This window comes from Ruegeria sp. CDSA246 (assembly GCF_059611225.1).
The window spans coordinates 262894-289545 of sequence record NZ_JBXWPD010000003.1 but is presented as its reverse complement, the minus strand read 5'-3'; the positions used below and the strand labels follow the sequence as shown (position 1 = coordinate 289545).

21 protein-coding genes are annotated in these 26652 nt (G+C 54.7%); 11 read left to right on the top strand and 10 right to left on the bottom strand.

Going from position 1 to position 26652, the window contains the following annotated elements; genetic code table 11:
• Nucleotides 1-604: 604 nt before the first annotated feature.
• The 5 genes from AC2FI9_RS05920 to AC2FI9_RS05900 all read right to left on the bottom strand — a co-directional run bounded on the left by AC2FI9_RS05920 (nt 605) and on the right by AC2FI9_RS05900 (nt 5509).
• A complete protein-coding gene (locus AC2FI9_RS05920; RefSeq protein WP_496766530.1) occupies nt 605-1501 on the bottom strand; it encodes an EamA family transporter in 897 nt (298 codons plus the stop codon).
• A 58-nt stretch (nt 1502-1559) separates the two neighbouring features.
• Nucleotides 1560-2183, bottom strand: coding sequence for an NAD(P)H:quinone oxidoreductase (gene wrbA / locus AC2FI9_RS05915; RefSeq protein ID WP_496766528.1), 624 nt, complete (start codon nt 2181-2183; stop codon nt 1560-1562).
• A 106-nt stretch (nt 2184-2289) separates the two neighbouring features.
• Complete coding sequence (locus AC2FI9_RS05910) at nt 2290-3159, bottom strand: LysR family transcriptional regulator (RefSeq protein ID WP_496766526.1); 870 nt, start codon at nt 3157-3159, stop codon at nt 2290-2292.
• Between the two features lie 1352 nt (nt 3160-4511).
• Nucleotides 4512-4913, bottom strand: coding sequence for an XRE family transcriptional regulator (locus tag AC2FI9_RS05905; RefSeq protein ID WP_496766524.1), 402 nt, complete (start codon nt 4911-4913; stop codon nt 4512-4514).
• 140 nt (nt 4914-5053) lie between these two features.
• Nucleotides 5054-5509 carry an Lrp/AsnC family transcriptional regulator gene (locus AC2FI9_RS05900; protein ID WP_496766521.1) on the bottom strand — a complete coding sequence of 152 codons (456 nt, stop codon included), beginning with the start codon at nt 5507-5509 and terminating at the stop codon, nt 5054-5056.
• A 114-nt stretch (nt 5510-5623) separates the two neighbouring features.
• Here AC2FI9_RS05900 and AC2FI9_RS05895 point away from each other — a divergent pair, with 114 nt between their 5' ends.
• Both AC2FI9_RS05895 and AC2FI9_RS05890 read left to right on the top strand, forming a co-directional pair.
• Nucleotides 5624-6823 carry a methionine gamma-lyase gene (locus AC2FI9_RS05895; protein ID WP_496766519.1) on the top strand — a complete coding sequence of 400 codons (1200 nt, stop codon included), beginning with the start codon at nt 5624-5626 and terminating at the stop codon, nt 6821-6823.
• 14 nt (nt 6824-6837) lie between these two features.
• The gene (locus tag AC2FI9_RS05890; protein WP_496766517.1) at nt 6838-9210 is read left to right on the top strand and encodes a thiamine pyrophosphate-binding protein; all 2373 of its coding nucleotides are present in this window, start codon (nt 6838-6840) and stop codon (nt 9208-9210) included.
• Between the two features lie 713 nt (nt 9211-9923).
• Here the strand turns inward: AC2FI9_RS05890 and AC2FI9_RS05885 are convergent.
• The gene (locus tag AC2FI9_RS05885; RefSeq protein ID WP_496725206.1) at nt 9924-10175 is read right to left on the bottom strand and encodes an SH3 domain-containing protein; all 252 of its coding nucleotides are present in this window, start codon (nt 10173-10175) and stop codon (nt 9924-9926) included.
• Between the two features lie 318 nt (nt 10176-10493).
• A complete protein-coding gene (locus tag AC2FI9_RS05880; RefSeq protein ID WP_496766515.1) occupies nt 10494-10631 on the bottom strand; it encodes a hypothetical protein in 138 nt (45 codons plus the stop codon).
• Between AC2FI9_RS05880 and AC2FI9_RS05875 the strand changes: the two genes are divergently transcribed.
• Entirely contained in the window at nt 10630-10803 is a 174-nt protein-coding gene (locus tag AC2FI9_RS05875; RefSeq protein ID WP_496766511.1) for a hypothetical protein, read from the top strand. The genes AC2FI9_RS05880 and AC2FI9_RS05875 overlap by 2 nt on opposite strands.
• Nucleotides 10804-11089: 286 nt before the next feature.
• On the opposite strand, the gene AC2FI9_RS05870 is transcribed toward AC2FI9_RS05875, so the two are convergent.
• Nucleotides 11090-12781, bottom strand: coding sequence for a thiamine pyrophosphate-binding protein (locus tag AC2FI9_RS05870; protein ID WP_496766509.1), 1692 nt, complete (start codon nt 12779-12781; stop codon nt 11090-11092).
• 434 nt (nt 12782-13215) lie between these two features.
• On the opposite strand from AC2FI9_RS05870, the gene AC2FI9_RS05865 reads away from it, so the two are divergent.
• Together AC2FI9_RS05865 and AC2FI9_RS05860 are read left to right on the top strand one after the other, a co-directional pair.
• Nucleotides 13216-14775, top strand: coding sequence for a class I adenylate-forming enzyme family protein (locus AC2FI9_RS05865; RefSeq protein WP_496766507.1), 1560 nt, complete (start codon nt 13216-13218; stop codon nt 14773-14775).
• 216 nt (nt 14776-14991) lie between these two features.
• Nucleotides 14992-16179 (top strand): YbfB/YjiJ family MFS transporter, encoded by a 1188-nt coding sequence (locus AC2FI9_RS05860; RefSeq protein ID WP_496766505.1) that lies wholly within the window; start codon nt 14992-14994, stop codon nt 16177-16179.
• Between the two features lie 99 nt (nt 16180-16278).
• Here AC2FI9_RS05860 and AC2FI9_RS05855 read toward each other — a convergent pair whose 3' ends face one another.
• Together AC2FI9_RS05855 and AC2FI9_RS05850 are read right to left on the bottom strand one after the other, a co-directional pair.
• Nucleotides 16279-17931 (bottom strand): NAD-dependent malic enzyme, encoded by a 1653-nt coding sequence (locus AC2FI9_RS05855; protein WP_496766503.1) that lies wholly within the window; start codon nt 17929-17931, stop codon nt 16279-16281.
• A 241-nt stretch (nt 17932-18172) separates the two neighbouring features.
• Nucleotides 18173-19141 carry a LysR family transcriptional regulator gene (locus AC2FI9_RS05850; RefSeq protein ID WP_496724624.1) on the bottom strand — a complete coding sequence of 323 codons (969 nt, stop codon included), beginning with the start codon at nt 19139-19141 and terminating at the stop codon, nt 18173-18175.
• A gap of 129 nt (nt 19142-19270) precedes the next feature.
• Here AC2FI9_RS05850 and AC2FI9_RS05845 point away from each other — a divergent pair, with 129 nt between their 5' ends.
• From AC2FI9_RS05845 to AC2FI9_RS05820, 6 genes are all read left to right on the top strand, one after another.
• Nucleotides 19271-20278: a TAXI family TRAP transporter solute-binding subunit gene (locus AC2FI9_RS05845; protein ID WP_113788396.1), complete on the top strand. Its 1008-nt coding sequence runs from the start codon at nt 19271-19273 to the stop codon at nt 20276-20278.
• Nucleotides 20279-20359: 81 nt separating this feature from the next.
• Nucleotides 20360-22573 (top strand): TRAP transporter permease, encoded by a 2214-nt coding sequence (locus AC2FI9_RS05840; protein WP_496766501.1) that lies wholly within the window; start codon nt 20360-20362, stop codon nt 22571-22573.
• A 4-nt stretch (nt 22574-22577) separates the two neighbouring features.
• Nucleotides 22578-23816, top strand: coding sequence for an NAD(P)/FAD-dependent oxidoreductase (locus AC2FI9_RS05835; protein ID WP_496766500.1), 1239 nt, complete (start codon nt 22578-22580; stop codon nt 23814-23816).
• 22 nt (nt 23817-23838) lie between these two features.
• Nucleotides 23839-24588 carry an aspartate/glutamate racemase family protein gene (locus tag AC2FI9_RS05830; RefSeq protein ID WP_496766498.1) on the top strand — a complete coding sequence of 250 codons (750 nt, stop codon included), beginning with the start codon at nt 23839-23841 and terminating at the stop codon, nt 24586-24588.
• 102 nt (nt 24589-24690) lie between these two features.
• Nucleotides 24691-25425, top strand: coding sequence for a TSUP family transporter (locus AC2FI9_RS05825; protein WP_496766496.1), 735 nt, complete (start codon nt 24691-24693; stop codon nt 25423-25425).
• 10 nt (nt 25426-25435) lie between these two features.
• On the top strand, nt 25436-26452 hold the full coding sequence (locus AC2FI9_RS05820) for a D-cysteine desulfhydrase family protein (protein WP_496766494.1): 1017 nt from the start codon (nt 25436-25438) through the stop codon (nt 26450-26452).
• The last annotated feature ends 200 nt before the right edge of the window (nt 26453-26652 follow it).

Here is a 26652-nt window from a genome sequence, read left to right as displayed (position 1 = left end):
ACCTGACTTCGGAGAGAACCAAGACCCCGGCGGACAACAAATCCAACGCCCTTGACAATACCGCGATCAGAGAACCGGTTTCCGCCCATTCTGTTAAAAGACAACCTGTCGCTGACGCAGAATGCGATGATCTGAACACGGCGCAAACGCCTTTCTGATCAGGCTTTTCGTGTTTGCTGCGGTGCGGGAAGGCTTTGGTCGAGATATTATTACCGGGCGGCGACCGTTCAAAAGTGCACTTCATCCGGAAATGGGCAGTTGCAACCGCGCTTCGATGGGGACGACAAGAGGAAACACCGAAGCGGTCGCCTCTGTACTCCGGCAGCACTTCTGATTTCGCTGACAATGTGGCACTCAGAAAGAGTTATCTTGATCTTTATGATGTGCGCTAGAGAACCCAGACAACCCAAAATTTGGCATAGCGCGTTTATGGGAGGATCCAACCACCGCGACGCTGCGGCACCAGAAACCATCCCCTTTATCATACGTTGGAAAACCTAGGACTTCGATATTGTTGGGTTCTGGCGAACGGGCTTGAGCGAGGCGCTGAGCCATTCCTCGCCCACTTGCGTGATTGGGCCCGTTGTTTGCAACTCTGCACCCATCAGACAGATCCAGCCGTTGCTGGTCTCCAATTCTTCACACCCGAATTGTCCCTTCGACTCACGCTCTGGCCAACCACAACAGAGCCAATAACTATGGCTGCTCCTATGGACTGGGTGAAGCTAAGCGTTTGTCCCAAATATACCCAGCCGAGCACGACAGCTGTAACAGGACTCATCATGCCGAGCATCGAGACTGCACTGGGCTCCAGGCGCGCAATGCCACGAAACCAAAGAACATAGGTTGCTGCAGCACCAATCAACCCTAGCCAAATAAGGCCGGCGACATTTGTCGCGCTGAGCGCAGGTAGAGGCGGCTCAAGAAACAGAGCGATTGGCAGCAGTATCAAACCACCGGCTGCCAATTGCCACGCTGTGAAACTCAGCGCCGAGACCGGAGGTTGCCATTTTCGGCTGAGAACAGTGCCGGCAGCCATTGACGCGGCTCCTCCCAAACCCGCTGCTATACCGATCCAATCAAGTTGTGCTTCTGGTCCGATCAGCAGCAGAGACACACCCAATACGCCAGTCGCGGCGGCGCCGAGAGCACCAAGTCGGATTGGGGTTCCCAGCCATCCCCACGCCATCAAAATCACGATCATTGCTTGCAACGATCCTAGAGTAGCGGCCACACCGCCAGGTAACCTATACGCAGCAACGAAGAGGAGCACCCAGAACAAAGCGAAATTGAGGCTGCCTAAGACGAAAACTCGACCGAGCCAGTCGCGTGGCGGAACGCAGCGCGTCACTGCAAGCAACAACAAGCCAGCAGGCAGAGCTCGTAACGCAGCCAGGGTAATCGGGTAGCCAGCCGGGAGCGCTTCCGTAGTTACCAGATAAGTGCTTCCCCATACCGCTGGGGCGAGTGAAGTGAGAAGAATATCGGTTGAGCGTGACATTGTATGCCTCCCGGCTGAGGCGTTTCAGAATTTGAGTGAGACTTCAGAGGCGCGCGGGTTAAGCTGCTTCCGCTTGCAGGTTTGCTCCAGCGAGGCACGCTGCAATCCTTGCAACATGAGCGCCCTGGAACCGCGCCCCGGCTAGGTCGGTTTCGGTAGGTGTGCGGGAACCATCAGCGCCGGCGATTGTTCCGGGACCATATGGTGCGCCGCCAATGATTTCCTCTGATGTAGTCTGGCCAGCAAATGTGTAGGGCATTCCGGCAATCAGCATCCCAAAGTGTTGAAGCGGGACTTGCGTTGTCAGAAGGGTCGCCTCGTGCCCGCCATGTTGCGAACCCGTAGATGCAAAGACCGCCCCGACTTTTCCAACCAGAGCATTCCTGGCCCAAAGTCCGCCAGCTTGATCCAGGAACGACTTCATTTGGCCTGCCATCATGCCAAATCGGGTCGGCGTTCCTAAAATTATTGCATCATAGCTTTCCAGATCTGCCGGCAAGGCTATAGGCGTATCATCGACGACATAGCCGGCCTGCTGGCGGACTTCTTCAGGGACGGTTTCGGGCACACGCCGAACGTCAACTTCGGTGCCAGGAACACTTCTGGCGCCTTCAGATTCGGCACCGGCCAATGCGCGAACGTGGCCATAGCTTGAGTAGTAGAGAACGAGAATACGTGACATTAGGAACCTCTCAGGCCTGTGACTTGTTTCCTGAGAGGATGGGACTTGTTACTTCGCCAATTAAGTCGCGACTTCTGACTTCACTCTTTACCTGTGTTGAATAATGTCACGACCGCAGAGCCAGACGCAGGTGATCAAGAAAGGCTGTGACCTTTGCGTCCATTCCCAAGCGGGATGCTGTAACGGCGAATACTTCTGGCGCAGGCAGTTCGTGGTCAGGAAGAACTCGCACCAAGGCCCCGCTGGCTTCGGGAGCATCGGAGACGAACTCGGGCAGTGTTCCGATGCCTTGCCCCGCTATCAGCAGATCCCGCAAAACGAGGCTGTTGCCGACGCGCACGCGTGGATCAAGCTCTAATGTTGTGACACCTTCGGCGGCCGAGAGCTTCCAGCTCGTCAAATGATCAGCAAGCAAAAAGCCGATGATAGCGTGGTTTTTCAGATCCGCCGGTTGAGTCGGCGTCCCGCATCGCTCTAAATAGTCAGGAGACGCAAAAATCCGCTGTCGCATCACGCCGATCCGTCGCGCAACAAGGGCCGAATCCGGCATCGCAGCTCGGATTCGTATCGACAGATCGAACCCGCCCTCGACCATATCGATCACCTTGTCGTCCATCGAAAGCGTAAATCGCAGATCTGGATAGGTTTCCAAGAACTCTGGAAGCATCGGTGCGATAACGGTTTGGCCGAAGGAACTTGACGCATTCACCCGAAGGTGCCCACGCATCGCTTTTGAACCTTCCCTTATGGTCTGTTCCGTTTTTTCGACCGCGTCGAGAATTCCAATTGCATCTTGGTAATAGAGACTGCCGGTGTCAGTCAGTGACATAGATCGGGTCGTTCTGGTGAGGAGGACGGTTCCCAGACTTTCTTCCAGAAGCTTAATTTCTCTGCTCAATAGCGCAGGAGAGACACCAAGATCTTCCGCGGCACGTGCAAAGCTGCCGCGTTCAACGATACGGCAAAAAGCTTGCATGACTGATAGTTTGTCCAACTCCAGGCCCCCGAGCAGTTTTTTGAGCCGCCCAGTTGGGCGTAACGAATTGCAAGTTATACGACTGCGTCACTGGTGCGAAGGGGCGACGCGCCTGTGGTGCTGGCGTTGATCTCCGGGCGGTTGCCAGAAAACAATCATCGGTCTATTTTCGTTCAGGCTAGGAGTAAAGCGCAATGGCAAGATCTAATAGTCCGCATACACGGAAAAATGTTCCAAGCCGATCGAACAATGAAAGTTCAGACCGCCCCGTTAAAAGCAGAGCTAAACCAGTGAGCGACACTGCTCGTGAGCCAACTCGGCAGGAAAGACTTAGGGCGATTGCAGAAGATGCGGAAAGACGTCTCAAGGGTTCAATGAAGCTTCTCTCTTGAAGTCGTCATACGAACTTCCAAAGGAATAACAGCACATACAATCAAAGTGCAGCCTGCTTTTCGCTCGACCGCAAATTACCGGCTTCCCAATGAGCACTCAGAACTAACGGAGCATACAAAAGTTCAGGTAAACGTAAACGCAAATCGGGTGCCGCCCCTTAGCACTCCTCCCTACGATCACCTCTTCTCTATAGGCACTCCGGGTTTCTACATACCTCTCTACGCATCGGCACCTATTACACTTGGTTGTCGCTCTCTAAGGCGCTGTTGCGTGTTGGTGCTCCCTATGGTGATTGCAATCTAGGTGCATCTATTTCCTGTCTATAAGCAATCGTCGGTTTCTTCTCTCCCTAGTAGCTCAATACACTGCCTGGCATCGACCTGTGCTTACGCTCTCTATCTGGTTCTCTCTCAGGAGCGCTGTGCTCTGCCCTGTGTTACGTCCGTTCTCTTACGTGTGTCAGGTGTTAGCTGGCCTGTGTTTCGTCGCTGTGCGCGCTTTTCTGGCCTTGGTTCGGATGTGTTGTTTTCAGAGAGCCATGTTTTATTGGGTTTCTCTGGTTCAAAGGTTTACATTTTGGTCTGAAAAACTGGTTTTCGGGTGAAATCTGTCAACTAAATGTAAACTTAGTGTAAACCTTTGGCCTGATTTTGGGGTGTTTTTGTGGTCGAAAGGTTTACATCCGTCAATCCCGCGAATGGCAGATGTAAACCTTTGTCAACCTTGTGCGACCTCAGTTCAATCAGCAAGGGACCCGGCGAGGCAGGGTTCACCAGCCATTCCTCGCCGTAATCTCGAAAACCCATTCCATTTTTCTTTGTGAGGTCGACAAAGGCGCCTCAATAGCTGCACTCGAAGTAAGTTAGGCTCCGGATCACTTCCGTTGCTCGCGTCACGGAGGAACCGCAACCAGGCGCGCTCATTCAATGTCAGGTCGTCTTTCACGTCATACATGGCACCTACCTCCCGAAGATGGTCTTGATCGCCGTCTCTGACCGGCTAGTCAGCCGAGGATCGGTGTTGTTGGAGGCCTTGCGTATTGCTTTCAGCCAGCCAAGTTCATTCGACGTGACAGGTTCTCCGAACACCTCGACTACTGCCTCGGCTGCAGTGAGGCCGATCGACTGTTCTATTGCGAGGCGCATAAGGTAGGCGCCGTCGCATTCCAAAGCTTTCGCCAAAGTCGGGACTCGATCCAGTGCTACCTTGGAACTACCTTGTTTGATCATCGTGATCATGTTCGGGCTTACGTATCCCACCTGCACCGCGATCTCGGCTTGGCTCTTGGTCGGTTTCAGTTCCAGCACCCGGCGCTCAACGTATTTTGCCAACCTTGTATTTTCGTGTGGTTTTTTGGTCATCGCAATCTTCTCAAAAGTGACGCAGCACGTGCTGCATGTCTTCTCTATAGCGATGCTGACAATGGGAAATTGCGGCGGGAAGAAATCAGCGAGCTAAAAAGTTTAGCCAGTTGGGAGCAACTCATTCTGAGTCGATCTTTCTATCCGGGCGGAAAAATAGCGGTCTTTTTAACCGTTCCATAGACAAAGCTGGTATCGATTGAGGCTATCCCACCGATCGGATGAATTCGGTGGCGAATGAATTCCTCGTAGGCCTCGAGATCCGATACCAAAACCCGCAACTGGTAGTCCATTGCGCCGGTCAGCACGTGGCATTCAAGAACTTCATCGATCATCCGAATGCGCTTTTCGAAGTTCTGAACGTCCGTTTCATTGTGTCGCTCTAACCGGATACGCACGAAGACAGTAATTGCCATCCCATACGCGGCAGCGTCAACGTCGGCGCTATATCCCTTTATCACTCCGTTGGTTTCAAGGTTTTTAACCCGGCGCAAACACGGTGAGGGAGACAAGTTTACTTCGTTGGCAAGATCCTGGTTCGTCATGCGCCCGTCCCGCTGCAACGCTCGAATGATCTGCCTATCCTTAGTGTCCATTTAACCCTCTGCTTAGCAGAATATGCCAATATCATGACTAATGATGGTATATTTCGCAACCAGTAGCCCAAAGTAAAGGCGTAAACTGGCTCTAACATGTATCAGGAGCTTGCAATGACTCGTTCAACCGGATTTGCCACCCGCGCCATTCACCATGCTTATAATCCACTGGAAAATGACGGTGCGTTGACGCCACCGCTACATCTAACGTCCACGTTTACCTTTGAAACCGCCGAAGCTGGAGGAGAGATGTTCGCAGGAGAGCGTGAAGGTCATATCTACAGCCGTATTTCAAACCCCACATGCGACCTTCTTGAACAACGCATTGCCGTGCTTGAGGGGGCCGAGGCCGGGTTAGCTCTCTCAAGCGGCATGGGGGCGATCACGGCAGTGCTCTGGACCCTGCTGTCACCAGGTGACGAAGTCATCGTGGACAAAACGCTCTATGGCTGCACCTTCGCCTTTATGCGTCATGGTTTGGCGAAATGGGGGGTCACCATCACACATGTCGACATGACAGACCCCGAGAACCTGAAAGCGGCCGTTTCTGACAAAACCCGCGTGGTTTATTTCGAAACCCCGGCCAATCCGAACATGCGCTTGGTGGACATCGCCGCCAGCGCCGCAATTGCGCATTCAGTTGGCGCAACGGTTGTCGTCGACAACACCTATGCCAGCCCGTATCTGACCCGCCCCATCGAGCACGGGGCAGATATCGTACTGCACTCTGCTACCAAATACCTCGGCGGGCATGGCGATGTGGTCGCCGGCCTGGTTGTAGGAACCGCCGAACAGATCGCTGAGATCCGCCTTGTTGGGATGAAAGACATGACCGGCGCGGTAATGGCCCCTTTCAACGCGATGCTGATCCTGCGTGGTCTGAAAACACTGAACCTGCGTCTGGATCGTCACTGTGCGTCCGCTAAGGTCGTCGCGGACTTCCTAGAAGCGCACCCCGCCGTCGGCGAGGTTTACTTCCCTGGTCTTGAAAGTTTCGCCCAGCACGACGTCGCACAGCGCCAGATGTCCCAACCCGGCGCTATGATAGCATTTGAAATCAAGTCCGGTCTGTCCGGTGGGATCGAGTTCATGAACCGCCTGGACTTGATCCAGCGTGCGGTGTCCTTGGGCGACGCAGAAACACTGATCCAGCACCCAGCCTCCATGACTCATTCGACGTATGCGCCGGAAGAGCGGGCCGAGCATGGGATCAGCGATGGCCTGATCCGCCTGTCCGTCGGGCTGGAGGATGTCGAAGATATCCTTGCAGACCTGGAGCAAGCTTTGCCTTACCCAGCCCGCAGCGCCGCCTAAAACCGGAGATCGCCATGCACATTGATCCCACCCAACTGAAGATCGTCGAACAGCGCCTGCTGTGGTTGTCTCATTGGATGATCCACCATGCCAACCATGTCCGACCAAAGGTGGATGGGATCAAGATTGGTGGCCATCAGGCTTCGTCTGCTTCGATGGTATCGATCATGACTGCGCTCTACTTCTCAGCCTTACGCCCTGAGGACCGGGTTGCAGTAAAACCGCATGCGTCGCCGGTGTTTCATGCGATGCAGTATCTCATGGGTAATCAGACCCGCGAGAAGATGGAGAATTTCCGCGGATTTGGGGGTGTGCAAAGTTATCCCAGCCGGACAAAGGATATTGATGATGTTGATTTCTCGACCGGGTCTGTGGGTTTAGGTGTCGCGATCACCTCGTTTGCCTCGATCATTCAAGACTACATCAAGGCCAAAAGCTGGGGCTCAGACGCGCCAATGGGACGTATGGTAGCCCTGGTAGGCGACGCCGAACTGGATGAAGGCAACGTCTATGAGGCATTACAAGAAGGCTGGAAAAACGACCTACGAAACACGTGGTGGATCATCGATTACAACCGACAGTCGCTGGACGGTATTGTCCGGGAAGGTCTTTTTGAACGGATCGAGAAAATCTTCGATGCTTTCAGCTGGGATGTCGTTCGCGTGAAATATGGTGTCTTGCAACGCGCTGCCTTCGACGAGCCCGGCGGCGACCGACTGCGCGACTGGATTGATGCTTGCCCCAACCAGGATTACTCCGCTTTGACTTTCATGGGTGGTGCGAATTGGCGACAGCGTCTCATGGACGATCTGGGGGATCAGGGGGATGTGACTGCTCTGATCGAACGGCGCACGGATGCAGAGCTCGCAGCACTTATGGAGAACCTCGGTGGCAACTGCGTCGAGACCATGGCCCAAACATTTGCCGAAATCGATCATGATCGTCCAACATGTTTCCTGGCCTACACAGTCAAAGGATGGGGCACCCCCATTGCAGGCCACAAGGACAATCACGGCGGGCTGATGAACAATAGTCAGTTTGCCACGTGGAAGTCGCATATGGGCGTGCCAGAAGGCGAAGAGTGGGAGCCGCTTGCGACGGTGCAAGACCGTGACGCGATCAAGGCTTTTCTGGCCAGCACCCCGTTCTTTGCCAAAGGTCCGCGCCGCTATTTTGATGACAAGCTGGATGTGCCGACCATCGAGATCGACACCAGTCGCGAAATCTCGACCCAGCTGGCGTTTGGCAAGATCCTCGACGATCTTTCAAAAGGCGACAGCCCATTGGCCGAACGCATAGTGACGACCTCCCCAGATGTGACAGGCACAACAAGCCTTGGTCCTTGGGTGAACAGGCGCAAACTGTTCGCCCGATCCGAGCAAGCCGACGCCTTCATAGAACACCGGATCCCTTCGACGGCGAAATGGGAATTCACGCCAGAAGGGCAGCATATCGAGCTTGGTATCGCCGAAATGAACCTCATGTTGCTTCTGGGAGCGGCGGGTTTGTCGCATTCCCTGTTCGGTAAGCGGCTGATCCCAATTGGCACCGTCTATGATCCGTTTGTCAGCCGCGGCCTCGATGCGCTGAATTACGCCTGCTATCAGGACGCGCGCTTCATGCTGGTTGGCACACCATCGGGCGTCACACTCGCACCCGAAGGTGGAGCACACCAATCCGTTGGAACACCGCTGATCGGGATGAGCCAAGACGGGCTGGCAGCATTTGAACCCGCCTTTGCTGATGAGTTGGCAGTGATCATGGAATGGGCCTTTGACTACATGCAGCGCGATGGTGAAGGGCAGCTGGACGAGCGCACCTGGCTTCGCGATGAAACCGGGGGATCCGTCTATCTGCGTCTGACCACCAACCCGATTGAACAGCCTGGAAAGCGTGTCGACGACGAGTTCCGCCAAGGTGCCATCGATGGGGCCTATTGGCTACGAAAACCGGGGCCCAATTGCGAAGTTGTAATAGCCTATCAAGGAGCAGTCGCGCCGGAGGCAATCAAGGCCGCCGGTATCATTGGTGAAGGCCGTCGCGACATAGGTGTATTGGCCGTGACATCCGCAGATCGCCTGAATGCTGGATGGACCGCCGCTCAACGAGCGCGTTCTCGCGGTAACCAAGCGGCACGCTCCCACATTGAAACCCTGATGTCCGACCTCCCGCCGCACTGCAAGCTGGTCACCGTAATCGATGGTCATCCTGCAACTTTATCCTGGCTCGGGGCAGTGCTTGGACATCAGACTATCCCAATGGGTGTCGAGCATTTTGGTCAGACCGGAACAATCGGCGATCTATATCGCCACCACTGCATTGACGCAGACGCTATCCTGGAGAAAGTGAATGGCCTGACCCATGGCAAAACTCTTCACCGTGTATAAGTGGATTGGAGTTGGGCAATAATGCAGAGACCAAACTAGCACTGAGCATAAGGTGCTGGATGACCTACTGAAAAACAAGAGCTTGCCAACATACGACAGAGGCCGGGTTTGCTCGCAATGAAACCGCAACGTTATCGCAGCGCTATCTGCCACTGAAGTGCAATGGTTGGCATTCAAGGCCCTTATTTTGTTTATTTCCACCCCGGGAACTCGCCTTCGGGAGGCAGGGGTCGGAGGTTCGAATCCTCTCACTCCGACCAATAAACAAGGCGTCAAATGCAGGGATAATTGGCCTTTTGACCAGTTAACTTACCGTTTCGCCAACTAAAGTTACCTCTGGTGGTCTGATTTTTTTGCAAGTTCCAGCTCTCGTTCTGAAAAATCGGCTCTGCCCGGATCTTCGACTACCTGACAATTGCTGCTGTGGGGCCGACCAATCCGGCCATTCGCGACGCATGGAAAATCTTAAACTGGCAAACTCACGTTCAGCGGACCAAATCGGAGTCTTCAAAGCGGCTCTGGTAAACAGGTTTATACGCGTCGTACTCAATAATTCCTTTTAGGCAGATATTTTCGGCAGGGTCGCGACTGATCTAGCAACTGAGTTACTTACGGCGGCCAGGAAAAACAGTCGCCGGATAGCCAAAAAGCAAAGATAGTTTTTTCCGACCTTTCATAACGCTAAATAAACTGCGGCCCTTGGAATCGTCACATCACAATTTTCGCAAATAGGCCCAAGACACATATCCCTTAAGCTGACGTGCGCGATCAAGCGACACTCGGCACCAACGAGTGCCACCAGTTTGTTCGCAACTGTGAACCCGCAGAGCGGTTCCATTTGGAAGCCCAACGATAACAATATAGCCTGTCCCTGGCCCAGCACGCATTTTCAGCATGTCACCCTCTTCGACCGCAAAAACCTCGTATCGTCCAAGTGAGGCCGCTGTTGCAGTCTCAGTGGTCATAAAAACCCCTAGAACAAATGCCGCCAAGGGGAAGAAGATTGTGTTACGCATCGGGTTTTCCTGCTTGTTGCCTCGGGCACCATCTTAGCGAACCGGATCGACAAGCGGAACAATTCCCAGCAATTACTTTAGACGCCGTTCGGCATCCAAAGTGTGGTCAGCCCGAAATAGCGCTTCGCAAAGGCAAACGGATGTTTGGTTTGTCGATGCTCCTCTGGCGCAAGGCACTTCGACTGCATCCTGCAGTTGCTGCGTTGTGACCTCATCCCAATGACCTGAATTGTTAGACACCATCGGGGTCCGGAAGGTGACGCCATTCTAGTCACCGTAGCTGAGAGCGTTTCCGACCAGAACCGCGTCCACGATTTTTTGCACGTGGGTATTCGGCACCTGAATGGCAATCCGCAGACCAGTCTCAGGAGTGCACCTCTCGTTATCGAGCTTGGGAAAGATCATGGCTATCTCCAACAGCTTTTCCGATCAGAAAACCCAAGTTGGCGGCAATTCGGGAAAAGACGGTTCGTTATCGGCCGTACCATCACTCTCGTTCCCGGCAGCTGATCGGTTCTCGGCTCAGAGCAACCCGGCGTTCCAGGCCGTTAGACCCGTCATCGGCTACTGGTCGTGACCTGCCGGGAATGAACGACGACATGCAAGTCGAAAAACAAGCCGACCAGACCGGTGTATAACGCTACGAGTATCCATGCTGTTCGCTGTACCCAACTTGTTACGCCGTTGCTGATCGAATCCCAAATGACAGAACCCACGCTGACGCTAGTTACAAGAAACCAGACGAGCATCGCCCCATTCAGCAAACTAATCCCCTATGTTCGGCGGAATAATCGCTGTGGATTAGATTGCGCCCGCCAGACTTTGTCAATCAACCGACAGCCCGGTTTGTCCCGAGTAACTCTCTATTTGCATCGATTGGGTCGGCCGTTGTTTCGCGCGACCTGATTGCCCCACCGCAACAGGTTGACGTTGCAATCGTCCCGATCAATCAGAACCTCGATCAGGCAAAGACCATCATGGTCCAATGCTGTTTTGATGGCCAGGTCCAACTCGCCTTCTGTTTTCACCTTGCATCCCCAGGCGTTACCCTCTCCGGCGCTAAACACGTCAATCAAACCGGCGTAGTCCCAATTCTTGATGGTGTTATAAGGGCCATCGTGGATTTCAACTTCGATGGTGTAGCCGCCGTTGTTGATGAGGAAAATAACCGGCTTTGCGTCATACCGGATCATGGTCGAAATCTCTTGGGCGGTCAGTTGGAACGAACCGTCGCCAATGCATGAGATCAACCGGCGCTTCCTGTTGCCTAACGCGTATCCCAGCGACGCACCGACAGACCAGCCAATGGATCCATACTGCATTTGTATCTCGAACCGCGTGCCTTCGGGCAGTTTGGTCTCAATGCCGTTGAACCATGAATCACCCGTCTCCACGAGTAACGTGCTGTCCTCATCCAGCATCTTCTGCACACGGGCGAATAGTTGGCGAACCGTCACCGGTGTTTCGGCATCACCAGGCTCGGGCGGGATTTGTTCGGTTCTGACACGTTCGAAGGCGGCGACAGCACCGCTGTTCGGCGTAAGTTTGTCAGTCAACGCATCCAGAAACTCATCCATGCGGACATTGCTGAAATGTGTGTCATCCAGCTGTATGGACGTCGGATGCACCATAACCGCTTTGCCGGGATCAAAACCAAGCTGATGACCCGTCGTGGTGTAATCCGTGAAAACAGGCCCAACAAACAGCAGCCCGTCCGCGGCATCGACAATTTCCCCACAGCCCGGTGTGCTGACTGGCCCCCAATAAATCCCAATGAAACTTTCGTTTGTCTCAGACAGAAAACTCTTAGCGTTGGGCATTGATGCCTGGGCGTATTCGCAGGCCGCGGCAAGGCTTCGCAAGGGGCGTTCGGCCTGACCCGCGCGCACTTTGCTTCCGGCGACAAGTACTGGCCGCTCTGCCGCATTCAGGAATTCAGAAACTTGTGCGACCGCAGTCGCTAATGTGTTCGGATCACTGCTGGACTGCCTGGCGAAACTACGCGGAACGGGCGCGGACGTAGGTGCACCCGCAATGTTCGAGGCGATTTCGATATAGACCGGTTTGCGTCGAAGCATTGCGGTGTCTATCGCCCTGTCGATTGCTACAGGCGCAAGGGACGGATGATGAATCGTGACAGCCTCTGCAGTGACGCGGGCGAATATCTCGCGCTGGTAATCGTAATCAACTTCGCCAAGCGTGTGGTGCAGGTATTCCCACTCGGCTTCTGAATTTGTGTTCGGCCCACCGGAAATCGCGATCAATGGAAGATCTTCGGCATAGGCGCCTGCGACGGCATTTAAAAGGCTCAACCCTCCGACCGAATAAGTGACGACGGCCGCTGACGGCCCCCCGGTTGCGCGGGCATACCCGTCCGCGGCGTAGCCTGCGTTGAGCTCGTTACAGCAACTGATCATTCGCAGATCCCGATTGCCAAGCAGCTCATCCAGCAGCACCAAATTGTAATCGCCGGGAACCACAAAATAATCCGCTATTCCAGCTTCTTGCAGTCTCTTCGCCAGATATGATCCGACAGTCCAGCGCTCTGTTGCCATACCATTGCTCCAATACAATTTATCAAGAAGATCTGGGCACATCCTATTCACGAAAGCCGGATTCGCAAAACCAAGAGAGTTGCGCTTGGCTCTGTCACAGAGGTGTTGGAAGCGGAAATCTGTATTAGATTAGTGGCTGCTGTTTGCGCAAAGGCTCTACTATCGGTCTGCGCGGCCAACCTGCCCAATGACATTGCGCGATCAAATCAACAGAAAGGAATCTGAGCCTGAGGGGGCTTTGGTGGCAACTCGAACCACGGATTGGGCAAATTCGCGTTCTGCAGGCGTTCCTGCCGCTCCCTATAGGAAGTGGAAAACAATGCAGTATGCTCGATCCACCGACCAACCGATTGAGAGGTTGGTTTCCGCTCGTTGAGTGTCCACTGAGGAAAGTTGGTGGCCCTTCGGAAGCGGGTTGATTTGGAGAGAAAAGCATGCCGGTAACCGGGCCGCCGCTGGCCGCTCCTGCGGATTTGGCGAACCTTTTTCGCCGGGGATTGTCGGCGGACCCCAAGGCGATTGCGCTTTACGCTTTGGACGGGGCTTTGACCTGGCAGGAGCTGGATACCGCCTGTACGCGGCTGGCGCTTCGGTATCTGAGCCTGGGGCTTAATCCGGGGGACCGAATAGCTTCGATTATGCCGAACCGGGCGGTGTTGGTGATCCATTATCTGGCCTGCATGCGGGCCGGTTTGGTGGCGATGCCGCTGAACTATCGCTACACGGCCGCGGATATCGACCATGCGCTGGGGTTGGCGACGCCGGCGGCGCTGTTGGTGCATGGCGAACGCGCCAAGGATGTAGCCGCAGTACCAGGCATAGGGCGACTTCCTTTGAGGTTGATATCCTGTGCAGGCGAAGTGGACGGGGCACTCGCCTTGAAGGACCTGATGGATGGTAAGGCTGAGGGGACACTGCCGACGATTGGGGCGGACGCGCCAGCGTTTATATTTTTTACTTCCGGGACCACGGGCAAGCCGAAGGGCGTGACGCATAGCCATGCCAGCATGGGGGCTATGGTGGCAAGCAATGCTCAAGGATTGGGGCTGGGACCCGGGGATGTGGTGCTTCCGGCGTCGTGGATTTCCCATACTGCCGGGTTGCGGCTGACGTTCGCAGGGCTTTGGGCCGGTGCCAGAACGAACGTAGTGCGGCAGTTTTCGCCCGACGAACTCCTGGGGCTCCTGCGACAGACAAAGCCGACAGTGGCGCAGATATTGCCCGCGCCTTTGGCTGCATTGGTAACGGGGCACGGTGCAGTGCGCGAAGACTTTGGTTCATTAAGAACGATGATGGCAGGTGGCGACAAACCCTCGCAGACACTGGTCGACGCCTTTGGCGCGTTGGCGGGTGTGCCGATCGGGGCGTTTTATGGGATGACGGAAATGGGGACGTCACATTCGAACACCCATGGAGGAGTTGAGAAAGTCGGTTCCATTGGATTGAACAATCCAGGGTATGTTTCGGCGCTTCGTGATGAGGCTGGGGTGGAGGTGCCAGTGGGAGTGGACGGCAGGCACTGGGTCAAGAGCCTGACTATGATGACGGGGTATTGGGACGACCCGGGTGCGACAGCGGCAGCGTTTCGGGATGGCTGGCTCGATACAGGCGATTTGATGCGACGGGATGAGGATGACTATTTCTGGTTCCGGGGGCGGCAAAAACAGATCATCGTGCATGACGGCTCGAACATCAGCCCGGCAGAGGTGGAAGATGTCCTGACAGCGCACCCCGCCATTGCAGCGGCGGTTGTGGTTGGGGTGCGAGACGAGATGCACGGTGAAGATGTATGGGGATTTGTGAGCTTGGTCGAAGGGGCGAAACCGGTACGCCCCGGAGATATTATCGACTTCGCGCGGAAACAGATCGGATACAAGGCGCCGGATGTGGTTCGGATAGTTAATGCATTGCCGTTGACCATGGGAGGCAAATTGGACCGAATGGCGTTGAAACGGATGGCAGCGAAAGAAAGCGGTGCTGCGCACGTTCTGTGAAGCCTTTGGCGGTTGGATCCCATTGGCCGACGGCTTGTACATATGACGTACGCAAACACTGCAGACAGATCGACCGGAAGCAACCCTTCAACTCACATCAAAATAGTACAATCTCAAATTTTCCAAGCAGAGCTGCAATGCGCTGGGGCCGATCAGGTAGGATTGCACGACCAAGCGCATTGGGGCACGGTGACCGTTCAACCTGGAAGAATGTTCATGGCCACCGCAAAACCTACCAACCCGTGGCTCATATTGCTGGGCCTTGCGCTTGGGGTCAGCATATCCAACGCATTTGGTCGCTTTGCATACGGACTAATCCTGCCATCCATGAAAAGTAGCCTTGGCTGGAGCCTCACTCAATCCGGTTGGCTCAATACGGCCAATTCGATTGGCTACATAGTGGGTTCGATTTTAACGCTTTTGCTGATCCGGCATTTTTCTCCGTCGCGGTTGTTTGCAAGTGGAACTGTGGCGACCGCACTGTGCCTTTTGACGACCGGGTTTGATGAAAGCCTCGTGTTTCAAACTGCCTGTCGTACTTTGGTGGGACTGTTTGGCGCTCTTTCCTTTGTGTCAGGCGGCGTGCTGGCAGCATCGCTGTTCCAGAGCAGCGCCCGAAAGAATGCGCTGGCCATCGCCTTATACTTTGGCGGTGGCGGCGGATTTGGTATCGCGTTATGCGGCGCAACCCTTCCGAGTATGTTGGACGTATTCGGACCACAAAATTGGGACTGGGCGTGGATCGGGGTCGGGTTGGTGGCCCTAGTCATTTGCCCATTTTCGGTTTGGGCTTCCACAAAATTGAACGAAACCGAACACGACACCGCGCTTCCTTCCATCCCACCGGTGCGCAAAATGCTTGGCCAACTCGGGGGGTATGCGCTGTTCGGATTGGGTTACATTGTCTACGTCACTTTCATCTCTGTCTGGATGAAAGAGCAGCATTCCAGTGTCCTGTTGACTACGGCAACATGGATGGTTCTTGGGGTCAGTATTATGGCGTCTCCTTTTGTTTGGCGCGGGGTCTTGGCCCGCTTTTCATCCGGAACGCCGTTGGCGCTGATCCTTACCGGGGTTGCATTTGGATCAGCCCTGCCAATCCTGGTTCCATCCGGATATGGATTGATTTTGTCGGCACTCGTGTTCGGACTGTCGGTCTTTATGCCACCCACTGCTGTCACCAGCTTTGTCCGTCAGAATGTGGATCAGCAGGATTGGGGCGCAACCGTTAGCTTTTTCACAGTCGTTTTCGCCATTTCACAGACGCTGGGACCTATCGGGGCTGGTATCATTGGCGACTTGACCGGAGAAATTGGAGATAGCCTTGTCGTGGCCTCTGCGGTCCTGCTGATGGGTGCCCTTTGTGCTGCGATGCAAAAGCCACTCAGGCGGGAGGCGGCGTAGCCGCCGTATTCAGAACCATGCTGGTTCATTCCCTACTTGGACGCCGTGGGCTCTGGATGCGCAATGAGAAACCTTCCGGTCACTCCAGCCTGATCTGCTTTAGGCAATCTCCTCATAGTGCGGAGTCCAGAACTTCGCATCTATCGCCGCTTTCAAATCGTCCCCTGTGGATTTAGGCGCAACCCCATCCAACTGCGCCTGTTGCCCAACGGCAAATGCGATTGCTTTGCTGACCTCGCGAATGTCCCCCATATCGGGCAGCAAGCTGGCTGCGCGATCGGACTTCGCAGGTGACAGCGTGGCGAGCGCCTCGGCGGCGGCCATGAACATTCCGTCGGTGACGCGACGCGCTCCTGCCGCCAGCACGCCCAACCCCATGCCGGGGAAAATGTAGGAGTTATTGCATTGCGCCACATGGTGCGTCTTACCGTTGTAGACAACAGGATCAAATGGGCTTCCGGTGGCGACCAGGGCATGACCATTTGACCAGCGGATAATATCCGCAGGCACAGCCTCAATTCGCGATGTCGGGTTTGACAGCGGCAATACAACAGGATGATCAGTGTGAGCTGCCATCGCCCGAATGATCTCTTCAGAGAACAAGCCTGCCTGACCGCTGACACCCACCAATATGTTGGGTTCGGCGTTGTTAATCACATCCAGCAGTGAAATTTCACCATCGGACCAGCTCCCCACTTTGGTGAGAGGTTGGACAATTTGCGTTTGGAACGGCAGAAGGTCCGTCATCGCATCGGTTAACAACCCATTCCGGTCCACCATGTAGATGCGCGCGCGTGCCTCGCTCTCGGGTAATCCTTGGCGGATCATGAGTTGAACCAGTTGCTCGGCGATACCCACTCCTGCTGATCCCGCTCCAAGAAACGCGATGGTAGCGTCCTTTAGCGGAATACCGGTGACATCTGAGGCAGCCAGCAAAGTGCCCGCCGTCACCGCAGCGGTGCCTTGAATATCATCATTGAATGTACAGAGTTGATCACGATACCGCGCAAGCAGAGGTGCCGCGTGTTGCTGCGCGAAATCCTCGAACTGCAGCAACACATTCGGCCACTTGCGCTTTACCGCCTGCACAAAAAGATCGACGAATTCGAAGTATTCATCCCCGCTGACGCGCTCATGCCGCCAGCCGATATAGAGGGGATCTTCCAGCCGTTCCTGATTGTTGGTGCCGACGTCCAGTACCACCGGAAGCGTTACAGACGGGCTTATTCCGCCCGCAGCGGTATAAAGTGAGAGCTTTCCGATCGGAATTCCCATGCCGCCCGCGCCTTGATCGCCCAAACCCAAAATCCGCTCTCCATCGGTGACGACTATGGCCTCGACAGAGGGCAGGACGGCGTTCTCAAGTATGTCATCAATCCGGTCACGCTCGGGGTACGAAATGATCAATCCGCGTGGGTGATCGTAGATCTCACTGAACCTCTTGCAGGCGTCACCCACAACGGGTGTGTAAATTATCGGCATCATCTCGGTTAGATGCCGCACCAATAGAGCGTAAAACAGAACCTCGTTGTCATCCTGTAGGCCGCGCAGATAAACATGCTTATCCAGCGGCGTCTCCTCACGTTCAAAGGCGGCATAGACACGGTCAACCTGGGTTTCGAGCGTTTCGATGTGTGGCGGAAGAAGACCCAGCAATCCAAGTTTTTCTCGTTCGTGTAGAGAAAAGGCAGTACCTTTGTTCAGCAGCGGGTTTGTCACATAGTGCAAATTTGCAGGATCAGTATCGGCCATTGGATGCCCTTTCGGATCGGCATGCACAGGTTGCACGCATCTGTCCGGTAAGGTCAGCATTATACGACAAAAAATGCAACGAACTTGCGACTGGAACTTTCCCGCATTGGGCCAAAACACTCGCGCGCGATCGCGTGCCCGAGTAATTCGCGGCCCAGAGCCACCATTCGTCGCGTTACTGCATATTGGTCAAAGCCGCCCGTCGATCTCGCTGAATTTAGGGTACGCCAGCTAAAAAACTTCAACTTTGCTCGCCTCGCGTGCCTTCAATCGATGTGGCGCGAGGGTTTGCCATCACCGCTTCCAACTTCCTCAACACTTCGGCTTTCCAACCTGCTTTGATCTGTATTGCCAATTGGGACGGTGGCCTGTGGTCGGGTTCGAGGAGAGCGTATTCATATCTTAATGGTTTCTCGAAAGGTAAAAACACAAGCTTTCCATTGGATAGATTAAGCTCTTTTTCGGTCGCAACAGTTAGCGGGTCAACGATGCTGCAACACTGCCCCGAACTGACAAAGGGGATAAGAGGTAGAAAATACTGGCAGGTAACAGTCTGATTGTACTCGGCGGCAACGTCCTCAAACTCCTGCCGGACTTTCCGTTGGAACGGGTGTGAAGGATGCAGGCCGCCCATTGGCGTTCCGTCAAGATCCGATAGTTTCAGGATCTTGCGCGACGCAAGAGGATGTTCACAGTCAATAGCACAGAAGCAATCAGCCCGGATAAGTTCAGCGGAATACTGGGGTTCTTTGCCGGCTGAATGCTCGAAGTCAGCAAAGCCGAAGTCGATATTTTGCGTCCCCGCAAGCTCCATAATCTGCGGTGAACTGCGTGTCGAAAGCGTGATGCGAATATCGGGGTTTTCACCAACTGATTGGCTTATGAAACGTGGGAACAAAAAGGCAGATGGACCTGGCATCGTTGCAATATTCAAGCTTCCGGCATGCCCTTTGATAAGTCCTTCCATCGTGCTGGAGATTGTCGCCAAGCGGTCCAAAATACCCGTAGTTTCGGCTAAGAGATAGTGCGCCTCGGGGACTGGCACCAATCTTCTTCCCTTACGTTCGAACAACGTCAGGCCCAATGTCTTTTCAAGGTTTTTCAACGCTAGGCTAATCGCAGGCTGCGTGCGATTTAGTTTCTTGGCGGTTTGAGAGATGGATCCGGTCTCCATCACCTCACGAAATACGGTTAGCTGAGTTAGGTTCATATTCTTATATATAAGCAAAACTTTAGTTTAGTTAAATATAACAAATTTGTATTTATGCAGTTTGCCTCTACGCTTGCAGGATCGAAGTTTGGGAAAACCAAAACCGAAATTCCAACAAGGGAGATGATAATGAAATTTGTGAAATGCTTGACTGGTCTTGCATTGGCGGGCGCGCTGGCAGCACCCGCGCTGGCGCAGGACCCAACGTTCTTCCGTATTGGCACTGGTGGCGCTGGCGGAACCTATTTCCCCATCGGTGGCACCATCGCAAACGGAATCTCCGCCCCTCCGGGATCGCGCCCGTGTGAAGAAGGCGGTCAGTGCGGTGTTCCGGGCCTGATCGCGATCGCGCAATCCACCACCGCTTCGGTCTTTAACAATGCCGCCGTGCAGAACGGAGAACTTGAGGCCGGGCTGGCTGCAGCCGACGTCACGCGTTCGATGTATCTGGGTGAAGGTAAGTTCGAAGGTAAACCTCATCCCAAACTGCGCATCGTCGCCAATCTGTTTCCCGAAGACCTGCACCTGGTGCTTCCGGCCGGCTCGACGATTAATGATCTGAGTGATCTGGAAGGCAAGCGCGTTGGTATTGCGCAGGCTGGTTCCGGTACGCAGGTTGCCGTTTTGCAGATGCTGGATGCATGGGGCGTCAACCGTGACAACATGGATGAGGCCGAGCTGAACAACAGTCAGAGCGCCGAACGTCTGGCCGATGGTCAGCTTGATGCCTATTTCTATGCCGCAGGCTGGCCGGTTGCAGCAATGGTGCAGCTGTCTTCGACAAAAGGTATGAACCTGCATTCCTTCTCCGACGAAGATCTGGGCAAGATCAACGAGATCATTCCAGCCTATATCCCCTCAGCCATTCCAGGTGGCGTGTATGAAGGCATCGACGGCGAAACCAAGACCCCTGCTGTCAGCGCGATGCTAGTTGTGTCATCAGACCTGTCCGACGACCTGGTCTATGAGCTGACCAAGGCGATGTGGAACGACAACACCCGCAAGCTACTGGATAACGGTCATGCTAAGGGCAAGCAGATCACCCCTGATACCGCTCTGGATGGTGTCGAAGCACTGGGCGTTCCGCTGCATCCGGGTGCGGAGAAGTTCTACAAAGAAGCCGGGCTTCTTCAGTAACCCGTTCTCATCTCAACTCATCGTCCGGTGCCCCTATTTGGGGCACCGCACACTCTAAATGCGCGAAATCAGGGGGCCATCATGTCCACGACTAAGAATCTTGATGACCACGAACTCACAGCCGAAGAATTAGCGGCCATCGAAGAACAGTTCGACGAGGGTGCCGCCGTCCGGCAGGTTACGCCGACAACCGGCAAGGTCCTGCGCGTTGTGGCCCTGATCTTTGCGTTTTACGAATTCTTCACGGCCGGTTTTGGCCTGCCGGCAGATCACTGGCACATGGGCATCTATCTGGCACTGCTGTTCATTCTAGTCTACGCGACGATCCCGATTATCGGGGCCAAAAGCCTTTACGCGCTAAAGGTCAGTAGGTTCCGGATTGGCAACATCCCTCTTTACGATCTGGTCTTCATGGCCCTTGGGATCATTGCGGCGCTGTATGTGGGCGTCGCCTGGCGTGGCATTCCGTTTCTTGGGATTGAGGAACAGACCTTCCGTATGGGTAACCCCAACAGTTATGACGTGATTTTGGGTGTGATCATCATCCTGCTGGTGCTGGACATCGCACGCCGCACGCTTGGTTGGGTTCTGCCGCTGATCATCTGCGTATTTATCTCATACGCTTTGCTTGGGCCGTATTTCCCCGGATTGTTGCAGCATCCTGGCGTGAACTTCAAAACCTTCGTTTCGTCGATGTACTTCCCGCAGGAGGGCATCTACGGCGTCACGTTGTGGGTCGTCTCGACAATCGTTTTCCACTTTGTGCTGTTTGGCGTGATCGCGCAACGCACCGGGTTGGGGCAACTTTTCATCGATAACGCCACCATTTTGGCGGGCCGCTATACTGGCGGTCCGGCAAAAGTGTCGGTGGTATCCTCGGCCTTCTTCGGCACGATCTCGGGTTCTTCGGTGGCCAACACCGTATCAACCGGCGCGCTGACAATTCCCAACATGAAGCGCCTTGGATACCCCGGCCATTTTGCGGGTGGGGTCGAGGCTGCTTCCTCGGCGGGTGGTCAGATCACTCCGCCGATCATGGGTGCCGCTGCCTTTATCATGGCAGAGTTTCTTGAGGTTCCCTACACCACCATCGTTATTGCTGCGATCTTCCCAGCATTCCTGCACTATGTTGGCGTCTTTGCTGTCGTGCACCTGATGGCACGCAAGCTAAATCTCAAAGGTCTGACCAAAGAGCAACTGCCGCAGCTCAAAGCCGTCTGGGCGGAAGGCTGGGCCAACATAGTGCCCCTGATCGGCCTGCTAGTGGTTCTGTTCACGGGTTACACGCCCTTCATGTCGGCCTTCTGCGGCATATCACTTGCGGTAATCGCTGGCATGTCGCGCTTGAGGCAGCCTCCGACGCTGATCTATGCGGCAGCGTTCCTCAGTTTTGTACTGTGGAAGTTCTCAGACGGCGGCTTTGACCTGACCATGACAACAATCCTGTGCGGATTGACGGTGGTCGCAACTATGAACCCTCAGAAACGCATCGAAGTGCCCGAGATGCTACAGGCGGTAGAATTGGGTGTGAAATACTCGCTGGCCGTGGGCGCCGCCGCTGCTGCGGTCGGTATCGTGGTAGGCGTGATCAACACCACTGGCATCGGGTTCCGCATCGGTTTCATGGTTACACAGGGCGCAGGCAACCTGGCATCGGATCTGTACAACATGATCTCGTTCGGCAGCTTCCAGTTCTTTGCGATGGAAGACTTACAATTGTTCATCTCATTGGTGTTCATCGCCGTCGTCTGTATCCTGATGGGCGCGGGCATTCCGACCACCGCGCTGTATATCATGCTGGTGTCAGTGGCGCAGCCTGCGCTGGCGCAACTGGGTGTTCCACCCATCGCCAGCCACCTTTTCGTGCTCTACTACGGTGTGGTGTCCGAGATTACACCACCGGTCTGTACTTCAGCCTATGCCGCGGCTGCCATTGCGAACTCAAACCCGTTCCGAACTGGTCTTTCTGCTTTCACCCTTGGATTGGGCAAAGTGATCGCGCCCATGGCCTTTGTCTATGCGCCGGTGCTGCTATTCGTGTCTTCAACCGGGTTTGACCTGTGGGAGTTCACCTATACTGCGACCAGTTGCATCGCCGGGGTTATTGCCCTGTCAGCAGCCGTGGTCGGGTATTGGTTGAGCCCGCTGAATATCGCATCACGCATTCTGATGGCCATCGCTGGGATAATCTTTGTCGCGCCCAGCCTGACTGCTGATCTTATCGCGCTGGCCGTGGCATCACCTGTCATCGTCACCCAACTTATTGCCCGCAACCGCAGTCACTCTCCGGCGTGAAACCATGACAGATCAAGTGACCATCATCGGCGCAGGGATCGTCGGCATTTGTTGCGCTTTGTCGCTACAAGAGCGCGGAATTTCTGTTCGGCTGATTGACCGCGGTCTACCGGGGCAGGAAACCTCTTTCGGGAATGCAGGTGTAGTGTCGCCGTGGTCAATCATTCCGCAAGCGATGCCAGGCATTTGGAAATCTCTGCCCCAGATGCTACTGGACCCTAAAAGCGCGCTTTCGGTCAGAACCAGTTACTGGCCAAAAATGATCCCCTGGGGCCTGCGGTTTTTGGGAAACTCCGGCGAAAGGTCAGTGCGTGAAATCTCGGACGCGATGGAGCTTTTGTGCCGCCCTTCCATCGACCTTTATCGTCGTCATCTTCAAGGCACCGGGCACGAAAATCTGATCACCGACAGCTACTATATTCACGCATTTCGCCATCGGAAGCAGGCTGATCTGAATGGGCTTGGATATCTGATCCGCCAGGAGAAAGGAGGCGATCTGGAGCTGATCGATGGTGCCGAGTTGCGCCGCCTGGAACCCGCACTGTCAGAGGAATTCAAAGCCGCGATCGTGATCAAAGGTCAGGCACGCGTAACCTCACCAGGACGTGTGGGGGCAGTTCTGGCTGAAAAAGCGCGCGCGCAAGGCGCCGAAATAGTACAAACCGAAGTCACCAAACTGACACCGGCTGAAGATGATGGTTGGCAGATTACAACCTCGCAGGGCACGATGCGTGCTGCCAGCATCATCCTCGCGGCCGGTGTGTGGTCCGCCGACCTGCTGAAACCATTGGGGATGCCTGTGCCGCTTGTGGCCGAACGGGGCTACCATGTCGAATTCCCTAAGCCCTCGGCCCAATTGAACAATTCGGTCATGGATGTAGACGCAAAGGTGGTCGCAAGTTCGATGCAGGACGGTCTGAGAGTCGCTGGCACGGCCGAATTTGGTAGCGTCGACGCGCCCGCTGATCCACGCAAGAAAAAAATCCTGACCGAACAAGCCAAGGCCATGATGCCGGGCCTCGATGCAAGCGAGGCGCAGTTTTGGATGGGTCGACGTCCGTCCTTTCCGGACAGTTTACCCGCGATCGGACCAGTTAACGGGCGGGAAGGGCTCTATACCGCGTTCGGGCATTCTCACTATGGGCTGATGATGGCGCCGAAAACCGGCGAGCTTGTGGCCGATCTTGTGTCCGGTCGCAGCCAAAATATCGATCTGGCCCCGTTTTCGCTGGCCCGGTTTTGAACCTTCAAATCAAAAGGATCAGATGACAATGCCAATCTACCAAGGTGGCCAGAACATTTGCGGGGCGTCAATTGGTGTTCTGTGCCTTGAAAGCTATTTTCCAAAACCGCCGGGTCACATCAAGAACCCTTCCAGTCTGCCATTTCCGGTTCTGTATGAGATGATCGACGGTGTGACGGTCCCGACCTTGCTGAACAACCCTTCGCCCGAGTTACTGGCACCGTTCATCGAAGGCGCCAAGCGGCTTGAGGCTGAAGGCGTGCGAGCCATCACAGGCAGTTGCGGCTTTCTAGCCTTGTTTCAAAAAGAATTGGCAGCTGCGGTTTCAGTGCCTGTCTTTGCCTCCAGCCTGATCCAGGTGCCGCTGGCCTTTCACATGACCGGGACCAACGCGCCAGTGGGCGTGCTAACCGCAGATGCATCCGCATTGACGCCCCGGCATTTCGAAGGTGTCGGTGCATCAGGAGTTCCTGTGGCCGTGAAGGGATTGGAAGATACCACAGAATTCGCCGAAGTGATCTTGCGGAACACACGGACCCGGATGGACACGGACCTGATCGAGACCGAGGTCTTGGATGCGGCCCGTAATCTGGTTCTTGAAGCTCCGGACATTCGGTCGTTGGTTTTGGAATGCACGGACTTGCCGCCTTACGCATCGCGGCTTCAGGAAGAACTGCAGCTTCCTGTCTTTGACCTGACCACACTGGCGCAAATGGCGCACGCTGTGACGACCCGGGTGCCATACTCGGGACTGATGCCGTGGCAGCGCTGACCGTACCAAAGCGGTCACTGAAAGAGAAAAAGAATGGACGCTGGCGGGGACCTCGGAATATCTGAGGCCTTGCGACATTGCCTTGATCCATAGGAGTTTTGAGTGTCCGTCGACCTGTCATTCCTAATGATTGCCATCTGCCTTGGCGCAATGCTGCAAGTCGGAGTTGGTATCGGGTTCAGCATCATCGCGGGACCGCCCATGATGATTTTGCTTGGCACGTCGACGGCAGTTCCAGTCTTGCTCTTGTTGAACACGTTTGTTTCATTGGTAGCGACAGACCGGCATATTCTAAAAAACAACCGTCAACTAATCCGCACCGCGGTCATTGGATGCTGTATCGGGGTGGCCGGTGGCCTTGTTGTGTATCCCTTTTTGAGCGAAGCATTTGTTCTTGCCCTGACGGCGTGTCTACTGCTGATCGGGTTGATTACGACCTTGCTTCCCTTGCGGGGATCCATTGGCAACGCAGGGTTTTCAGTCGTTACAGGACTGTCTGGGCTTGCGACTGTTTGGGCGGCGACACCGGGCCCTCTAATGGTGTTCGGTTTGATAGCAAAGGGTCGTTCCGCCAAAGAGGTGGCAAAGTTGGTTCAACCCATAGCGCTGGTGGCATACGGCATCGCCTTTTTATTGCACAGATTGTCCAACGCGCAGGCAATCTCATATGAACCGCAAATACTGGGGTTTGTTGCGATAACTCTGATCGGCAGCCTACTTGGTCGTGTGGTAGGCCCTTACTTACCACAGTCGGTGGTCATAACAGTGATCCGCGTGGTATCCCTGATTGCCTGCTTAGTTTTGTTCTATCGCGCGCATTTAATAGCTTGGTCTTGAAGGTTACACGATGACACAAAATGATTATCTGCACAAATTTCCACGCGCCCAACTCATGTCCGGCCCAACTCCTTTGGAGCGTCTGGACAACTTATCGACAGAACTGGGCATCGATCTCTGGCTGAAACGTGATGATCTGACTGGGCTTAGTTTTGGTGGCAACAAAACACGGCAGCTTGAATTTTATCTCGGAGATGCGCGTCAACAAGGTGCTGATACCATTCTGATCACCGGCGCCGTTCAATCCAATTTCGTTCGTTCTGCGGCCGCTGCCGCAGCCAAACTGGGCATGCAATCCGTGCTTCAGTTGGAAGAGCGTGTCTCTGACATGGGGGCGGAGTACTATTCGTCCGGGAACGTGCTGCTGGCGCAAATCCTGGGTGCCGAGCATATGAGTTACCCAGTAGGAGAAGACGAAGCGGGAGCTGACGCAGCGCTGCATGCGCGCGCAGTTGAATTGAAAGCCAAAGGTCACAAACCGTACGTTATTCATCTGGGGCTGGGCCATCCGCCCTTGGGTGCCTTGGGCTACGTTGTGGCCGGGCAGGAATTGTATCAACAGATGCCGGATTTCGACGCGGTCGTCGTCCCCTCGGGTAGCGGTGCCACGCATGGCGGACTGCTGACCGGTCTGGCGTTAGAAGAAAGCACTGCTTCGGTGTATGGGATTTGTGTGCGCAGAGATCGTGAAAAGCAGCAGGCCCGAATGAAGGTCGTTCTGCAAAAACTTGCGGACTTGCTGGATATCGACGCAGGACTTCTACAGGACAAGATCGATGTTTTTGATGAGGCCTTGCCGCCGGGATATGGCAAAGTAAATGCAACCACGCGCGCTGCATTGAAAAAGATGGCCCAGGTCGAGGGGGTTTTCCTTGACCCCGTTTATTCTGCAAAGACATTCGCTGGCTTGCTGGACCTCGTAGAAAGCGGAAAGATCAAGTCGGCGGAGAAAGTCATTCTGCTGCACACAGGCGGGCTGCCTGCACTCTTCGGATATCAAAGTGAATTGATGGACAGCCCGACCTGAAGCATTCGTAGCCCATATACGTTTCAGTAACTTGCTTGCCTGCATCTTTGGTGCCCAAACAAAAGCTACAGGTGCTGAAACCTGAGCCGCCCGCAAAACGGTCCAACTACTGAGGAATATCGCAGGCGTCAGAAATCTGCCCCCCGAAATCGGGGGCAAATTGCTAAGCAATATTCACAAGTAGAGTGAAAAACGACGCG

Coding starts and splice junctions, on each gene's coding strand:
- AC2FI9_RS05920 (WP_496766530.1), bottom strand. CDS start 1,501: ATGTCACGCTCAACCGATATTCTTCTCACTTCACTCGCCCCAGCGGTA.
- wrbA (WP_496766528.1), bottom strand. CDS start 2,183: ATGTCACGTATTCTCGTTCTCTACTACTCAAGCTATGGCCACGTTCGC.
- AC2FI9_RS05910 (WP_496766526.1), bottom strand. CDS start 3,159: ATGCAAGCTTTTTGCCGTATCGTTGAACGCGGCAGCTTTGCACGTGCC.
- AC2FI9_RS05905 (WP_496766524.1), bottom strand. CDS start 4,913: ATGACCAAAAAACCACACGAAAATACAAGGTTGGCAAAATACGTTGAG.
- AC2FI9_RS05900 (WP_496766521.1), bottom strand. CDS start 5,509: ATGGACACTAAGGATAGGCAGATCATTCGAGCGTTGCAGCGGGACGGG.
- AC2FI9_RS05895 (WP_496766519.1), top strand. CDS start 5,624: ATGACTCGTTCAACCGGATTTGCCACCCGCGCCATTCACCATGCTTAT.
- AC2FI9_RS05890 (WP_496766517.1), top strand. CDS start 6,838: ATGCACATTGATCCCACCCAACTGAAGATCGTCGAACAGCGCCTGCTG.
- AC2FI9_RS05885 (WP_496725206.1), bottom strand. CDS start 10,175: ATGACCACTGAGACTGCAACAGCGGCCTCACTTGGACGATACGAGGTT.
- AC2FI9_RS05875 (WP_496766511.1), top strand. CDS start 10,630: ATGGCTATCTCCAACAGCTTTTCCGATCAGAAAACCCAAGTTGGCGGC.
- AC2FI9_RS05880 (WP_496766515.1), bottom strand. CDS start 10,631: ATGATCTTTCCCAAGCTCGATAACGAGAGGTGCACTCCTGAGACTGGT.
- AC2FI9_RS05870 (WP_496766509.1), bottom strand. CDS start 12,781: ATGGCAACAGAGCGCTGGACTGTCGGATCATATCTGGCGAAGAGACTG.
- AC2FI9_RS05865 (WP_496766507.1), top strand. CDS start 13,216: ATGCCGGTAACCGGGCCGCCGCTGGCCGCTCCTGCGGATTTGGCGAAC.
- AC2FI9_RS05860 (WP_496766505.1), top strand. CDS start 14,992: ATGGCCACCGCAAAACCTACCAACCCGTGGCTCATATTGCTGGGCCTT.
- AC2FI9_RS05855 (WP_496766503.1), bottom strand. CDS start 17,931: ATGGCCGATACTGATCCTGCAAATTTGCACTATGTGACAAACCCGCTG.
- AC2FI9_RS05850 (WP_496724624.1), bottom strand. CDS start 19,141: ATGAACCTAACTCAGCTAACCGTATTTCGTGAGGTGATGGAGACCGGA.
- AC2FI9_RS05845 (WP_113788396.1), top strand. CDS start 19,271: ATGAAATTTGTGAAATGCTTGACTGGTCTTGCATTGGCGGGCGCGCTG.
- AC2FI9_RS05840 (WP_496766501.1), top strand. CDS start 20,360: ATGTCCACGACTAAGAATCTTGATGACCACGAACTCACAGCCGAAGAA.
- AC2FI9_RS05835 (WP_496766500.1), top strand. CDS start 22,578: ATGACAGATCAAGTGACCATCATCGGCGCAGGGATCGTCGGCATTTGT.
- AC2FI9_RS05830 (WP_496766498.1), top strand. CDS start 23,839: ATGACAATGCCAATCTACCAAGGTGGCCAGAACATTTGCGGGGCGTCA.
- AC2FI9_RS05820 (WP_496766494.1), top strand. CDS start 25,436: ATGACACAAAATGATTATCTGCACAAATTTCCACGCGCCCAACTCATG.